Source organism: Kaistia hirudinis (genome assembly GCF_014196455.1).
GTDB classification, from domain to species: domain Bacteria; phylum Pseudomonadota; class Alphaproteobacteria; order Rhizobiales; family Kaistiaceae; genus Kaistia; species Kaistia hirudinis.
This window is the reverse complement of the sequence record NZ_JACIDS010000005.1, coordinates 205,399-220,762: the sequence shown is the minus strand read 5'-3', so window position 1 is coordinate 220,762 and position 15,364 is coordinate 205,399. Positions and strand designations below refer to the sequence as shown.

The following is a 15,364-nucleotide window of genomic DNA, read 5'->3' as shown; positions in this document are numbered from 1 at the left end:
CGGCAGTGCGTTGACCCGTCGAGAGAGGCGAGGCCGGCCCCGCCGGCTCGAAGCTGCACATGAATGATGCCGGTATCGACCTGCCTGCGAAGCTGAACACCCTCGGGCGGGCGAGTTCGGTGGCGCTCCGCGCCGCTTTGATCGTCTGCATGATCACGCTGGCGGGCTGCAGCAGCTTCGGCAACATCTTCGGCGAGAAGGATAAGCCCGAGGAACCGGACGTTCCGGCGGGCGAACTCTACAATCAGGCGCTTTTCCTGATGCAGGAAGGCAAGCTTCGGCAGGCGGTGAAGCGCTTCGACGAGGTCGACAAGCAGCATCCCTATACGGAATGGGCGCGCAAGGCGCTGATCATGAGCGCCTTCTCGAACTATCGCCTCGGCCGCTATGACGACTGCATCGAGTCGGCGAAGCGCTATCTGTCGCTCTACCCGTCCAGCAAGGACGCGGCCTATGCGCAGTACATGATCGGCCAGTCCTATTTCAAACAGATCCCGGACGTGACGCGCGATCAGGAATCGACGCAGCGCGCGCTCGACGCGATGCAGCTCGTGATCGATCGCTATCCGGATTCGGAATATGTCGACGACGCGCAGAAGGACATTCTCGTCGCGCGCGATCAGCTCGCCGGCAAGGAAATGCAGATCGGCCGGTATTATCTCGAGCGCAAGGAATATGCGGCCGCGATCAACCGCTTCAAGATCGTCGTCCAGGAATATGCCAATACGCGTCAGGTCGAGGAGGCGCTCTATCGCCTGACCGCCGCCTATTACGCGATGGGCATCGTTCCGGAGGCCCAGACGGCCGCGGCCGTGCTCGGGCATAACTTCCCGGATTCGCCCTGGTACAAGGACGCCTACAAGCTGCTCCAGGAGGGCGGCGTGTCGCCTCAGGAGAACAAGGGCTCCTGGATCAGCAAGGCGTTCAGTCTCGTGACCGGCTGACGGGCGCGGGGGCGATGCTCGCTGCGCTCTCGATCCGCGACATCGTCCTGATCGACCGGCTGGAGATCGAATTCTCGGCCGGGATGACGGCGCTCACCGGCGAGACCGGTGCCGGCAAATCCATCCTGCTCGACTCGCTGTCGCTTGCCCTTGGCGGGCGCGGCGACGGCGCTCTGGTGCGTCACGGCGCGAACCAGGGCCAAGTCACGGCGGTCTTCGACGTCGCCGCCGACCATGCCGTCCGCCCGCTGCTCGCCGCCAATGCGATCGATAGGGACGGCGAGCTGATCCTGCGGCGCGTCCAGACCGGCGATGGCCGCACGCGGGCCTTCGTCAACGACCAGCCCGTCAGCGTCGCGCTGCTGCGCGATATCGGCGCCACGCTGGTCGAGATCCATGGCCAGCATGACGATCGCGCGCTGGTCGATCCCGCCGTGCATCGCCGCCTTCTCGACGCGTTCGGGCGGCTCGATGTCGAGACAAACGCCGTAGCAGCCGCGCATCAGGCGTGGCGGAGCGCGGAGAGCGCCGTCGCGGCGCTGCGCCGTCGCATCGCCTCGGCCCGCAGCGAGGGCGACTATCTCCGCGCCTCCGTCGAGGAACTGCGCCGCCTCGCGCCGCAGCAGGGCGAGGAGGTCGAGCTGGCCGACCGGCGCCATCGGCTGATGCAGGTCGAGAAGATCGCGGGCGATCTTTCGGACGCGCATGACACCATCGCCGGTTCCGCTTCGCCCGTGCCGACGCTCGCCTCGCTGGCGCGGCGGCTCGAGCGCAAGCGCGACCAGGCGGGCGGCTTGCTGGACGGCGTCGTCGAGGCCATCGACAGCGCGATCGACGGGCTCGAGGAGGCGGAGACGCTGCTCGCGCGCGCCATCACGGAAAGCGCCTTCGATCCGCGCGAGCTGGAGCGCACCGAGGAGCGGCTCTTTGCGCTGCGCGGTGCGGCGCGCAAGTTCGATGTTCCGGTCGAGGGCCTCGAGGGGCTGCGCGACAAGATGGAAGCGGATCTGACGGCGCTCGATTCGGGTGAGGAGCGGCTCGCGGCGCTGGAAGTCGCGGCCGAGGCGGCGCGGAAATCCTATGATGCGCTCGCAGCCGCGCTGTCCACCCGCCGCAGCGAGGCCGCCGCCGAACTCGAGGCGCGCGTCGCGGAAGAACTGCCTGCGCTCAAGCTGGAGCGCGCGGCCTTCATCGTCTCGATCGAGAGCGATCCGGAAGAGCGCACCGAGAGCGGCATCGACACCGTCTCCTTCGTGGTGCGCACCAATCCCGGCACGCGGCCGGGCCCGATGATGAAGGTTGCGTCCGGCGGCGAGCTTTCGCGCTTCCTGCTCGCGATCAAGGTGGCGCTCGCCGATCGCGGCTCGGCGCCGACCCTCGTTTTCGACGAGATCGACACCGGCGTCGGCGGCGCGGTCGCCGAGGCGATCGGCCGACGTCTCGCCCGCCTCGCCGAGCGGGTCCAGGTCCTTTCCGTCACGCATGCGCCGCAGGTCGCGGCGCGGGCCGGCCATCACTTCCTGATCGCCAAGCAGGCGCTCGCGGGCGAGGATCGCGTCGCGACCGGCGTCAGCGTGCTCGGCGGCGGCGAGCGGCGCGAGGAGATCGCCCGCATGCTGGCCGGCAGCGTCGTGACCGAGGAGGCGCGCGCGGCTGCGTCGCGTCTCATCGCGGGAGAGGGCGGGGCCGGCTGAGGCCGCCGCCCACCCAGAATCAGCGGCGACGGTAGAATTCGGCCTTGGCGCTGAGCGCCTCGTCACGGACGCCGTCCGGAAAATACGGCGCGAGCACATCCATCATTTCCGCGCGGCACGCCTCCACCCGCGTGCCGAGCACGGCGGCCGACGTGACGGAGCGTGTCAGGATGCGCTCGAACAGCGCCTCCGGCGTGACGGGACGCGTGAACGGCACCTCGACCGCACCATCCGCGGCGAAGGGCGTGTCGTCGAACCAGCCCTCATAGACCCAGTGACGTCCCGGTGCCGCATTCGGCACCCATGCGTTGATAAGCTGCTCCAGAGGCTCCCGCCACGGATTCGCCGCGCCGCGATCCGTGCGCGCGCCGCAGATGAGGATGACGCCTGTGGGCGCGAGGATGCGGTCCAGCACGGCGAGGGTTGCCGGCCGGTCCATCCAGTGCAGGGCGCGGCCGATCGTGACGATATCAAAGGTCCCGATATCGGCTGGCAGATCCTCCGTCCGTCCGTGAATGAGCGGCAAGGCGACGCCGGCAGCGGCTGCAGCCGCCCGGGCCTCGGCCAGCATGCCCGGTTCCGGATCGACGCCGAGGATGGAGCGGACAGAGGCCGCGAAGCCGAGCGCGAGCACGCCGGGTCCGGTGCCGAGATCGATCAGCGCCTCGGTGCCGACGAGGCCGAGCCGCTCGGCGATCAGGGCGAAGAACTCCGGAGGATAGGGCTCGCGATAGCGGGCATAGGTTTCGGCCGTCGTCGCGAAGCGTCCCATCGGTTCGTCCCTCTCCGTTTCGAGCCCGCTTCTCTGCCCGAAGAGCACGACCGAATCACGACGAGGGGAAGCATCGCGCCTCGCCGGCGCCGGTCTGCCGGTCACGAAATCGTGCGTCGCGAAAGAAGAGCCTGATTGATCATAAGGCTTCCATGTAATATCAGGCAGTAGATCGACTGCGCGTCGCGCCTTGCCGTGTGACGCCTGTCATGGAAGCGTCCCGTTTTTGGGCGTAGAAAGATTTTGCGCCGATCCGCCGCCCCACAGCGCGCGCTCGCGGGCCGTCGGTCCAGGGCGCTCGGCCATTCCGCCGTTCGCGAAAGCTGAGAATATTGATGTCCATCCTCACTGCGGCTCGCACCGCGCGCGCAGCGCCTTCCCCGACCTTTCTGGAATTCGTCGGCATCATCGCCTTCATGATGGCGCTCGGCTCCATGTCGATCGACAATCTCCTCCCGGCGTTCGGGCCGATCGCGGTGGACTATGCGCTTCCCAGCGTCAACGAGGCGCAGCTGATCCTGACGGTCTACATGATCGGCTTTGCCACCATGCAGCTCTTCTACGGGCCGATCTCGGATGTCATCGGCCGCCGCCCGACCCTGATGATCGGTCTTGTGGTCTTCGCCGTCGGCACCGTGGTGGCGATCTTTGCGCCCAGCTTCACGATCCTGCTGATCGCGCGCGCCGTGCAGGGCATGGGCGCGGCCGCCACCCGCATCCTATCCGTCGCCATCGTGCGCGACCGCTTCCATGGCCGCGAGATGGCGCGGGTCATGTCGATCACCATGATGATCTTCATCGTCGTGCCGGTCATCGCGCCGTCGGTCGGCGGCTTCTTCCTGCTGTTCGGCACCTGGCACCTGATCTTCGTGTCGATGCTGGTGCTGGTCGCCATGCTCGCCATCTGGTTCTGGCGTCGCATGCCGGAGACGCTGCATCCCGAATATCGCAAGCCCTTCTCCTTCGCCCGCGTCGGCGCCGGCATGAAGCGGTGCGTGTCGGAGCGCGTGACGCTCGGCTACGCCACCGGCATGGCGCTGATGTATGGCTCGCTGATGGGCTATCTCGGCTCGGCGCCGCAGATCTTCGAGACCGAGGTCTATGGGCTCGGTTCGCTCTTCCCGCTCGTCTTCGGGGTGATCGCCGCGCTGATGGGCGTCGCCTCCTTCGTCAATTCGAAGCTGGTGCGCCGGCTTGGCATGCGCCGCCTGTCGCATGTCGGCGTCTGCGGCTTCATCGTCTTCGCCGCCGCCATGGTGGTGGTCGCGCTCGTCTTCCACGGCAAGCCGCCGCTGCTCCTCTTCGCGCTGACGCTTGCCGGCTGCCAGTTCCTGTTCAGCCTGACCATGCCGAACTTCAACACCATGGCGATGGAGCCGCTCGGCGATATCGCCGGCACGGCCTCTTCCGTGATCGGCGCCTATACCACCCTTGTCGGGGCACTTATTGGCATGCTGATCAGCCAGAGCTTCAACGGCACCGTGCTGCCGATGGCGATCGGCTATCTGGCGATCGGCATCGGCGGGGTCGCGGTGACGTTGTGGACGGAGAAGGGCCGCCTGTTCCGGCCGCACAATCCGGATCCGCTGCCGGGCCGCTGATCGCGCCCGGTTTCACGCGGGGTCGACCCCGCGGCGCGGCGGATCAAAGCGGAAGGGCGCGGTGCCGCGCACCCATTCGTCGATGAGGATCGGGCGCGCGGCCGGCGGTTCGGCCCGCTGCAGGCAGTCCGTCCGCTCGCAGAGCCGGCAATTGGTGCCGATCGGCATCGGCTCACCCGCCAGCGACGCGGCGTAGGCGAGGCGGGGCGCATATTTCATCTCGCAGACCAGCGCGACGGCGAAGCGCGCCTCGCGCCGCGGAAAGGGCTGCGGCGTGCCGGCGACCGTCGAGGCGATCGAGAAGAAGCGGCTGCCATCCGGCATTTCGAGCTGCTGCGTCAGGATCGTGTTCGGCGCGCGGAAGGTCTCGTGCAGGTTCCAGAGCGGGCAGGTGCCGCCGAAGCGCGAGAGATGGAATCGCCCGGAGGCATGGCGCTTCGAGACATTGCCGGCATCGTCGACGCGGATCATGAAGAAGGGCACGCCCTTGGCGCCCGGCCGCTGCAGCGTGGTCAGGCGATGGCAGACCTGCTCGAAGCTGGCGCCGAACTTGCGCCCGAGCACCGAGATGTCGTGGCGCGTCGCCTCGGCCGCCGCGAAGAAGCGCCCATAGGGCATCAGCACGGCGCCGGCGAAATAATTGGCGAGGAAGACGCGGAACATCCGCCGCGCCGTCGGATCCGCGAGGCCGCTCGCCTCGACCGTCGCATCGAGCGTGGCGGCCTGTTCGAGCGTGCCCAGCTGGAAGGCGGCATGGAAGACCCGCGCCGAGGGGCCGAGCAGCTCCGATAGCAGCAGGTGCCGGCGATGGCGATCGAAGCGGCGTATGGCGCCCGTCATGACCTCGTCGGGGAGGATGCGCAGCCGCACGCCGTGCCGCGACTGGAGGCGGGCGGCGAGCCCGGCGAAGAGTTCGCTGTCCGCCGCGGCGAGTTCGCCAGCCAGCGCCTCCGCGGCCTCGTCCAGCTCGGGGAAATAGTTGCGGGCGTTCTCGATCGCGGCGCGGACCGCGTCGACGGGCTCGAAGGGCAGGGCGGTCGCCGTGCCATCGTCCGGCCGGCGCTGCGTCTGCTGATAGGCCTGGTACAGCCGCTGCAGGGCGAGCGCGAGCGTCGGGCAGTTCTCGACGAGGTCGCGCATCTCCTGCGCCGGCACAGCGAGATCCTGCACCAGCGGATCGCGCATCAGCTCGCTGATCTCGGCGAGGCTGCGATCGTCCTCGCCGGCGGCGAGCTGCTTCACGTCGACGTCATAGACCTCGGCGAGGCGGATGAGGATCTGCGCCGAGACGGGGCGCTGGTTGCGCTCCATCAGGTTCACATAGCTCGGCGAGATGCCGAGATCCTCGGCCATCTTGGTCTGGTTCAGCCCGAGATCACGCCTGAGCCGTCTGAGGCGCGGGCCGATGAAGAGCTTCCGGTCGAGTTCATTTGTCATAGTTTTACAATTCAACGAAAGCAGCGGTAAAGCTTCGACATCGCATCCCGATTTGCTGAGAAACCCTTTGTTTTCGGCGAGCGAATGCGGGTAACTGATCCTGTCAACGGCATTACACCGCCATTGCGGCGGAGATGTCAAACGTTGTCATGGAGAGGACTATGTCACCCGATTTCGCCAAGCTCGTCCCCAACCAGGCGCCCGGCCGCTTCGACGGCATCCGCCGCCCCTATGCCGCCGCCGACGTGGCGCGGCTGCGCGGATCGGTGGCCATCGACCACACGCTCGCGGCCCGCGGCGCCGATCGTCTCTGGCGCCAGCTGAACGAGCTGCCCTATGTCAACGCGCTCGGCGCGGTCACCGGCAACCAGGCCATGCAGATGGTCCGTGCCGGCCTGCAGGCGATCTATCTGTCCGGCTGGCAGGTCGCGGCCGATGCCAATACGGCCGGTGCGATGTATCCCGACCAGAGCCTCTATCCGGCCAATGCCGGGCCGGAGCTCTGCCGGCGCATCAACCGGACGCTCCAGCGCGCCGATCAGATCGAGCTTTCCGAGGGCAAGGTCTCGCGTGACTGGTTCGCCCCGATCGTCGCCGATGCCGAGGCCGGCTTCGGCGGTCCGCTCAACGCCTTCGAGATCATGAAGGCCTATATCGAGGCCGGCGCGGCGGCGGTTCATTTCGAGGACCAGCTCGCCTCGGAGAAGAAGTGCGGCCATCTCGGCGGCAAGGTGCTGATCCCGACGGCGGCGCATGAGCGCAATCTCGTCGCGGCGCGCCTCGCGGCCGACGTGATGGGTGTCGGCACCCTGGTCGTCGCCCGCACGGACGCCGAATCGGCGCGGCTGATCACCTCGGATATCGACGAGCGCGACCGGCCGTTCATCGTGCCCGGCGAGCGGACGGCGGAAGGCTTCTTCCGCCTGAAGGAGGGGACGGGTCTCGAGCATTGCATCGCACGCGGTCTCGCCTTCGCGCCCTATGCCGATCTCCTGTGGTGGGAGACCTCGCATCCGGATTTGGATGATGCGCGCGCCTTCGCCGAGGCGATCCATGCGCAGTATCCGGGCAAGATGCTGGCTTATAATTGCTCGCCCTCGTTCAACTGGCGGGCGAAGCTCGACCGCGACACGATCGAGACGTTCCAGCGCGAGCTCGGCGCCATGGGGTACAAGTTCCAGTTCGTGACGCTCGCGGGCTTCCACGCGCTGAACCACTCCATGTTCGAGCTCGCGAGCGGTTATCGCGATCGCGGCATGGGCGCCTATAGCGAGATGCAGCAGGCCGAATTCGCCGCCGAGGCGATCGGCTACACCGCGACGCGGCACCAGCGCGAGGTCGGTACCGGCTATTTCGACCAGGTGTCGATGGCGATCACCGGCGGGCTCTCGTCGACCACGGCCATGGCCGAATCGACCGAGACCGAACAGTTCCTGACAGCGGCCGAATGAGGGGAGGCTCCATCATGCACACGTCCCGTTTCTGGATCGTCGGCGGCGAATACGCCTCGATGGCGTTCGACAGGCTGATCGAGGGCACGCAGCGCGTGCTCGGCCCCTTCGGCGAACGCGGCGCAGCGGAAGAGGCCTGGCGCCGCCTCTCGGAGGAAAACCGCAGCCAATGCCTGATGCGCTTCACGATCGCAGCGGAGCGTACTTAGGCTCGGGTGAGGCCGGGGATCCCCCGCACAGTCCACCGGCCCTTGCCCGGCGTCCGGCGGCGATGGCATAGCTCTTCGGCAGAGGAGCTATCGCCATGCCGTCGGAAACGCCATTGGATCGAGACGTCGCCGCCCTGAGCGAGGCCGAGGCTGCGGCAGAGCATGCGGTGATCGCGGCGCGGATCGCCGAGGCGGATATCCGCTACCACCAGGAAGATGCGCCGACGATCTCGGACGCGGACTATGACGCGCTGCGCCGGCGGCTCTATGCCATCGAAGCGCGCTTTCCCGCGCTCAGATCGGCCGTCAGCACGTCCGTTGGCGCGGCCCCGGCGGGCAAGTTCGCCAAGGTGCGGCATGTCGTGCCGATGCTCTCGCTCGACAATGCCTTCGCGGACCAGGACGTCGTCGATTTCGTCGATCGCGCCCGGCGCTTCCTGGGGCTCGATGCCGGGCAGGTGCTGCCTTTCACCGCCGAGCCGAAGATCGACGGCCTGTCGCTGTCGCTGCGCTACGAAGCGGGGCGGCTCGTGACGGCTGCGACGCGCGGCGATGGCTATGAGGGCGAGAACGTCACCGCCAATGCCCGCACGATCGCCGAGATTCCGGAGATCCTCCCGGCCGGCGTGCCCGAGATCGTCGAGATCCGCGGCGAGTGTTACATGGGCCATGCCGATTTCGCCGCGCTCAATGCGCGCATGCTGGAGGAGGGCGGCAAGGCCTTCATGAACCCGCGCAATGCCGCGGCCGGCTCGCTGCGCCAGCTCGACGCCAAGATCACCGCCGTGCGGCCGCTGAAATTCTTCGCCTATGCCTGGGGCGAGATGAGCGCGCTGCCCGCGACGACGCAGATGGGCATGGTCGAGGCCTTTGCCGCCTGGGGCCTGCCGACCAATCCGCGCATGGTGATCTGCACGGCGGTGGACGAGGCGCTCGCCTTCTATCATGCGCTGGAAGAGGATCGCGCTGGCCTCGGCTATGACATTGACGGCGTCGTCTACAAGGTCAACGAGCTCGCGCTGCAGAACCGGCTCGGCTTCGTCTCGCGCTCGCCGCGCTGGGCGATCGCTCACAAATTCCCGGCCGAGCAGGCGTTCACCGTGCTGGAAGGCATCGATATCCAGGTTGGCCGCACCGGCGCGCTGACACCCGTCGCGCGGCTCAATCCGGTGACGGTTGGCGGTGTCGTCGTCTCCAATGCGACGCTGCACAACGAAGACTACATCAAGGGCATCGGCGCCGATGGCGCGCCGATCCGCGGCGGCCGTGACATCCGTATCGGCGATACCGTCATCATCCAGCGTGCCGGTGACGTGATCCCGCAGGTGGTGGATATCGATCTCGCCAAGCGGCCCGCCGATGCGCAGCCCTATGTGTTTCCCACGGTCTGTCCCGCCTGCGGCAGCCATGCCGTGCGCGAGGAGGGCGAGGCGGTGCGCCGCTGCACCGGCGGCCTGATCTGCCCGGCGCAGGCGGTCGAACGCATCCGTCATTTCGTCTCGCGGCTCGCCTTCGACATCGAGGGGCTCGGCGACGAGAATGTGCAGCTGTTCCATGAGGCCGGCCTCATCAAGAGCCCGGTCGACATCTTCCATCTGCACGAGAAGCGCGAGGCCGCGCGGGTGGCGCTCGCCGAATATCGCGAACGCCAGTCCGAGGAGCGGCGCCAGCGCGAGGGCACGGAAGCGAAATCGAAGCGCAAGAACGAGGACCGCTCCTTCGAGGGCCTCGAAAAGCTCTTCCGCGCCATCGACGAGCGGCGGAGCATCCCGCTCGACCGCTTCATCTATGCGCTCGGCATTCGCAATGTCGGCGAGGCGACGGCCAAGGCACTCGCCAAGCGCTATGTCGGCATCGACGCCTTCCGCGAGGCGGTGGCGCGCGCGATCGAGGGGCTGCCGGGCGAGGCCTGGCAGACGCTGACGGAGATTCCGCGCGTCGGCGCCGGGTCGCGCGACAAGCTGATCGCGGCGGCGGGGGAGTTTTCGGGCGATCTTCTCGGCGCGCTCGACGTCGAAGCGGCGCTCAACCGGGCGGGGCTCAACAAGCCGGCGCGCGACAATCTGCTCGCGCATTTCGGCGATGCGGTCGGCGTGATCCGCGCGGCGCGCGAAGCGGCGGGCGGACAGCCCGGCGAGGCGTTCCGCGAACTTGCCTCGCTCGGCGATGTCGGCGAGGTCGCGGCGATCTCGATCGCCGATTTCTTTGCCGAGCCGCACAATGAGGCGGTGGTTTCGGGCCTCCTCGCCGAGGTCAGCGTCACCGATGTGGCGCGCCCGGCGACGGGCGGCGCGCTGGCCGGCAAGATCATGGTCTTCACCGGCAATCTCGAAAAGATGACGCGCAGCGAGGCCAAGGCCACCGCCGAGCGGCTCGGCGCGAAGGTCGCCGGATCGGTGTCGAAGAAGACGGACCTCGTCGTGGCAGGTCCCGGCGCCGGCTCAAAGCTGGCCGATGCGACGAAATTCGGTGTTCGCGTGATCAGCGAAGACGAATGGCTCGCTTTGCTCGATGAGGCGAGCCGGTAGCGACAAAGGCGCGCCCGCCGGCACGCACGAAAAGAGCCCCGCCAAGGCGGGGCTCTCGTCGATCGTCAGATAGACGACGGCGTTACTGCGCGGGCGCGGCCGGGGCAGCCGGGGCAGGGGTCGCCGGGGTCATCGGCTCGGCCGGCGTGGTCGAGGATGTCGTCGAGGCATCGACCGCGTCGAGGGCCTTGAACTCAGGCGCCGCCGTCAGCTCTTCCTTGGTGGTGGCGAGCTGGTAGCGCACCGAATTCTCCTGGCGGACGCGCTCGAGGGCGCCCGGGTTCACGGCGACGTTCTTCTCGCCGATGCCGAGGAAGCCGCCGACGCCGAGCACGACGGCCTTGATCTGGCCGTTGCTGGCCACGATGACATCGTTGATGTCGCCCAGCTTCTCGTCGCCCGGGCCATAGACGGCCGAGCCGATCATGCGCGAGGCGAGCCAGTCATCGGGCGCCTGGATGGTGATGAAGCGCTCCGCCGGCGTCGAAGGCGTGCTCATATCGGTGGTTGCAGCCGGCACCTGGGCCGGGGTGGTCGCATCCTGGGCAAAGGCGGGACCGGCCGCGAGGAAGCCTGCCAGCGCCGTAGCCGCGAGAATCTTCTTCATGGTCGTAACTCCGTGTTTTGTCTCGATTTAGAGCGTTTGCTCATCGGGGTAACGGAGTCGGGGAGTCACCGTTCCATCACGGAGTATGAACGGATTTCGTATTCCGTGATGGAACGATTGCCAGCTTTACGCAGCGAAGGGTTGTGTCGCGCGGATCAGGAAATCGAGCGCCTCGCCCTCCAGACGGGGCGCCAGCGCGGCGCGCACGCGGGCATGATAGGCGTCGAGCCAGTTGAGTTCGGCTTCCGTGAGCAGGGTGGGCTCGACGAGGGTCCGGTCGATCGGCGCCAGCGTCAGCGTCTCGAAGGCGAGCATGGGACGCTCGCCGCCCGCGATCGCCGCGGGCGGCGTGACCAGGATGAGGTTCTCGATGCGGATGCCATAGGCGCCGGTCTTGTAATAGCCGGGCTCGTTGGAGAGCAGCATGCCGGGTTCGAGCGGCACGGTGCCGGCCTTCGAAATCCGCGCCGGTCCTTCATGCACGCAGAGGAACACGCCGACGCCATGGCCGGTGCCATGGTCATAATCGAGCCCCTTCTGCCACAACGCCATGCGCGCCAGCGTGTCGAGCTGTGCGCCGGTGGTGCCGGCCGGAAAGCGGGCGGTGGCGAGCGCGATATGGCCCTTGAGCACGAGCGTGAAGCGTTCGCGCATTTCGGCCGTGGGCGCGCCGACGGCGATTGTCCGCGTGATGTCGGTGGTGCCGTCGCGGAACTGCGCGCCGGAATCGACCAGATAGAGCGAACCCGGCTCGATGGTCCGGTTCGTCGCCTCGGTCACGCGGTAATGCACGATGGCGCCGTCCGAGCCGGCGCCGGAGATGGTGTCGAACGAGATCTCGACCAGCGGCATGCCGTCTTCCTCGCCGATCTCGGCGCGGAAGGCCTCCAGCCGCCGCGCAGCCGCGATCTCGTCGAGACCGCCCTTCGGCGCCTCGCGATCGAGCCAGGCGAGAAAGCGCGTCATGGCCACGCCGTCGCGCAGATGCGCCCGCTTGGTTCCGGCGATTTCGACGGCGTTCTTGCGCGCCTTGGGCAGCGTGACAGGATCGCTGCCCTCGACCAGCGTGCCCTCGGCCGCGATGAAAGGCGTCAGCAGCCCGGCTGGCGTCGTCGCGGGATCGGCGAGCAGTCGGGCCCCTGAACTGCCGAGCCGTTCGAGATCGGCGCCGATCGCCGCTTCCTCGCGAATATCGGCGAGATCGGACAACGCGTCGCGCACGACGTTGGAGAGCTTGCGACCGTCGATATAGAGCGTCGGCGGACCCTCGCGGTAGAGGATCGCATAGGAGAGCGCGATCGGATTATGCGGCACGTCGCTGCCGCGCAGATTGAACGCCCAGGCGATCGAATCGGACTGCGCGATCACCGCGGCGTCGGCGTTCTTCTCCGCCAGCAGCGCGCGGAGGCGCTCGATCTTCTCGGCGGCGCTTTCCCCGGCGAGATCCTCGCCCTGAAGCGAGACGGCCCCGATCGGGGCGGCCGGCCGTCCGGTCCAGACCCGGTCGATCGGGTTTTCTTCGAGCGCGACGAGCTCCGCCCCGGCGCTTTTCGCGGCCGCATCGAACCGGCGCAGTTCCGCGAGTGTCAGCAGGCGCGGATCATAGCCGAGCCGGTCGCCATGCTTCAGCCGGCCGCGCAGCCATTGATGCGGCGGCGCCTCGACGAGATGCTCGGGCACGAAGTCCGCGACATCGACCTGGTCGCGCACCTGCAGCGTATAGCGCCCGTCGACGAAGATCGCGGCCTCATGCGCCAGCACGATCGCAACGCCGGCCGAGCCGGTGAAGCCGGTGAGCCAGGTGAGGCGCTCGGCCGAGGCGGGCGTGTACTCGCCCTGATATTCGTCCGAATGGGGAACGATGAAGCCGGTGGCGCCGTGCTTGGCGAGCTCCGCCCGCAAGGCCACGAGCCGTCCGCCGATCGGCTGGGAGCGGGCCGGCGCATCGAAATTCTGGAACATTTCAGGGCTTTCCGTCTCGAATTGTTGACGAGACCCTAACGGGCAGGCTCGCCGGGGGCAATCGCGTCAACGGCTCTGTTTGCATCGCGGCATGAATGTGGCCGAATCTTGTGCGATGCAAAATGCGCATGTCTGGCATGTCCCGCTGGGTGTTCTGCCGACTCTCCTCAGCCGCTATATGTTGGACCACGAGGAGAGGGCGTCAGCGCTCCGCGAAAAGGAATATTGGAATGATGGCACGAGCATATGGCGAAATCGGCGTTGCCCCGGCGGGAAGCCGCGGCCATGGCGTCGTCCGCCGGGCCGTTGCCCGGATGAACCATGTCCGTGACCGGCAGATGCCGCGTTACGTGAACGGCTACCAGCTTTCGCTGGACGACGCGACGCTTGCGACCTTCGGCTTCGACCGCGAGACGCATGAGCGCGCGCTGGGCGGCAGCCCGATCTAGTTTCCCGATGACGAGAACCTGACGCAGGCGCGACAGCCCGTCGCGCCGCGTTCGATCTTGCGTGCGTCGCAGCATCGTTTGTGATTATGGTCCGGCAGACTTATCGTCTGACCGGATTATTCATGTTGCAGGAACGTATTCGTCTCGCCTCGCTGCGGGACAAGGTCATGAGTGCCGCCGAGGCCGCCCGTTTCATCCAGGACGGCATGATCGTCGGCATGAGCGGCTTCACGCGCGCCGGCGACGCCAAGGCCGTGCCGCTGGCGCTGGCCGAGCGTGCCAAGACCGAGCCGCTCGGCATCACGCTGATGACGGGCGCGTCGCTCGGCAGCGGCATCGACAAGGTGCTGACCGAAGCCCATGTGCTGAAGCGCCGCCTGCCGTTCCAGTCCGACCCCGTGCTCCGCGCTGCGATCAATCGCGGCGAGGTGATGTTCATCGACCAGCACCTGTCCGAGACGGTCGAGCTCGTCCGCTCGCACCAGATGGGCCCGATCGATGTCGCCGTCGTCGAGGCGGCCGCAATCACCCGCGAGGGCGCGATCGTGCCGACCACCTCGGTCGGCAATTCCGCGACCTTCGCGATCCTGGCGAAGCACGTGATCGTCGAGATCAATCTCGGCCAGCATGTCGACCTCGAAGGCATCCACGACGTCTACATCCCGACGCGCCGGCCCTATCGCGAGCCGATCCCCGTCGTTTCGCCCGAGAGCCGCGTCGGCCTGCCGTTCATTCCGATCGATCCGGCGAAGATCGTCGCCATCGTCGTCACCAACCAGCAGGACAGCTCCGCCGAGACGACGCCGCCCGACGCGGACACGCGCGCCATCGCCGGCCATCTGATCGAGTTCCTGTCGCGCGAGGTGGCGAAGGGCCGGCTCAGCAACCGCCTCGGCCCGCTGCAGGCCGGTATCGGCTCGATCGCCAATGCAGTGCTGACCGGGCTGGTCGACAGCCCGTTCCACGATCTCACCATGTATAGCGAAGTGCTGCAGGACAGTACCTTCGACCTCTTTGATTCCGGCAAGCTCGTCTTCGCCTCGGGCTCGTCGATCACGCTGTCCTCGGCCTGCCAGGCGCGGGTCTTCCCGAATATCGGCAAGTATAAGAACCGTTTGATCCTGCGTCCGCAGGAGATTTCGAACCATCCCGAGGTCATCCGCCGCCTCGGCATCATCGGCATCAACACCGCGCTCGAATGCGACATCTATGGCAATGTCAATTCGACCCATGTCGGCGGCACGCATATGATGAACGGCATTGGCGGCTCGGGCGATTTCGCGCGCAACGCCTATCTCGCCGTCTTCGTCACCAAGTCGCTCGCCAAGGGCGGCACGATCTCGCGCATTGTGCCGATGGTGCCGCATGTCGACCATAACGAGCACGATGTCGACGTGATCGTCACCGAGAACGGCCTGGCGGACCTCCGAGGTCTCGCCCCGCGCGAGCGCGCCGAAGTGATCATCGCCAATTGCATGCACGCCGATTTCCGCGACCAGGCGCGCGACTACTTTACGCGCGCGCTGAAACGCGGCGGCCAGACCCCGCACCTGCTCAACGAGGCGTTCGAATGGTACGACCGGCTCGAAAAGACGGGGTCGATGAAGGGGTAGGGGGCTGCGGCCGGGCCTCGCGCGGCCTTTGGCTGTGCGCCTTCATCGTAGTTCAGGCTCTGCCGTCACCCCCGCGAAAGCCGGGGTCCATCCAGCC

General features: G+C 67.4%; 12 protein-coding genes. 8 read left to right on the top strand and 4 right to left on the bottom strand.

The features are described 5' to 3' along the window. Window positions 1–59: 59 nt before the first annotated feature. Window positions 60–944 carry an outer membrane protein assembly factor BamD gene (locus GGR25_RS19635; protein WP_183400564.1) on the top strand — a complete coding sequence of 295 codons (885 nt, stop codon included), beginning with the start codon at window positions 60–62 and terminating at the stop codon, window positions 942–944. 14 nt (window positions 945–958) lie between these two features. After that, window positions 959–2,638: a DNA repair protein RecN gene (gene recN / locus GGR25_RS19630; RefSeq protein WP_183400563.1), complete on the top strand. Its 1,680-nt coding sequence runs from the start codon at window positions 959–961 to the stop codon at window positions 2,636–2,638. A 19-nt stretch (window positions 2,639–2,657) separates the two neighbouring features. On the opposite strand, the gene GGR25_RS19625 is transcribed toward recN, so the two are convergent. After that, complete coding sequence (locus GGR25_RS19625) at window positions 2,658–3,410, bottom strand: class I SAM-dependent methyltransferase (protein WP_183400562.1); 753 nt, start codon at window positions 3,408–3,410, stop codon at window positions 2,658–2,660. A 335-nt stretch (window positions 3,411–3,745) separates the two neighbouring features. Here GGR25_RS19625 and GGR25_RS19620 point away from each other — a divergent pair, with 335 nt between their 5' ends. Further along, a complete protein-coding gene (locus tag GGR25_RS19620; RefSeq protein ID WP_183400561.1) occupies window positions 3,746–5,011 on the top strand; it encodes a multidrug effflux MFS transporter in 1,266 nt (421 codons plus the stop codon). A gap of 12 nt (window positions 5,012–5,023) precedes the next feature. Here the strand turns inward: GGR25_RS19620 and GGR25_RS19615 are convergent, their stop codons facing one another. After that, window positions 5,024–6,448, bottom strand: coding sequence for a helix-turn-helix domain-containing protein (locus tag GGR25_RS19615; protein WP_183400560.1), 1,425 nt, complete (start codon window positions 6,446–6,448; stop codon window positions 5,024–5,026). Between the two features lie 161 nt (window positions 6,449–6,609). Here GGR25_RS19615 and aceA point away from each other — a divergent pair, with 161 nt between their 5' ends. The 3 genes from aceA (at window position 6,610) to ligA (ending at window position 10,636) form a co-directional block, all read left to right on the top strand. Beyond that, window positions 6,610–7,899, top strand: a complete 1,290-nt coding sequence (gene aceA, locus GGR25_RS19610; protein ID WP_183400559.1) for an isocitrate lyase — start codon at window positions 6,610–6,612, stop codon at window positions 7,897–7,899. Window positions 7,900–7,913: 14 nt separating this feature from the next. Then, window positions 7,914–8,108, top strand: a complete 195-nt coding sequence (locus tag GGR25_RS19605; protein WP_183400558.1) for a DUF4170 domain-containing protein — start codon at window positions 7,914–7,916, stop codon at window positions 8,106–8,108. An 89-nt stretch (window positions 8,109–8,197) separates the two neighbouring features. Further along, window positions 8,198–10,636 (top strand): NAD-dependent DNA ligase LigA, encoded by a 2,439-nt coding sequence (ligA, locus tag GGR25_RS19600; protein ID WP_380146545.1) that lies wholly within the window; start codon window positions 8,198–8,200, stop codon window positions 10,634–10,636. Window positions 10,637–10,718: 82 nt separating this feature from the next. Here ligA and GGR25_RS19595 read toward each other — a convergent pair whose 3' ends face one another. Together GGR25_RS19595 and GGR25_RS19590 are read right to left on the bottom strand one after the other, a co-directional pair. After that, the gene (locus tag GGR25_RS19595; RefSeq protein WP_183400556.1) at window positions 10,719–11,243 is read right to left on the bottom strand and encodes a PRC-barrel domain-containing protein; all 525 of its coding nucleotides are present in this window, start codon (window positions 11,241–11,243) and stop codon (window positions 10,719–10,721) included. Window positions 11,244–11,369: 126 nt separating this feature from the next. After that, window positions 11,370–13,205, bottom strand: coding sequence for an aminopeptidase P family protein (locus tag GGR25_RS19590; protein ID WP_183400555.1), 1,836 nt, complete (start codon window positions 13,203–13,205; stop codon window positions 11,370–11,372). A gap of 230 nt (window positions 13,206–13,435) precedes the next feature. Between GGR25_RS19590 and GGR25_RS19585 the strand changes: the two genes are divergently transcribed. Together GGR25_RS19585 and scpC are read left to right on the top strand one after the other, a co-directional pair. Next, window positions 13,436–13,654, top strand: a complete 219-nt coding sequence (locus GGR25_RS19585) for a hypothetical protein (protein ID WP_210300028.1) — start codon at window positions 13,436–13,438, stop codon at window positions 13,652–13,654. A 122-nt stretch (window positions 13,655–13,776) separates the two neighbouring features. Then, a complete protein-coding gene (gene scpC, locus GGR25_RS19580) occupies window positions 13,777–15,267 on the top strand; it encodes a succinyl-CoA:acetate CoA-transferase ScpC (RefSeq protein WP_183400554.1) in 1,491 nt (496 codons plus the stop codon). Window positions 15,268–15,364: the final 97 nt, after the last annotated feature.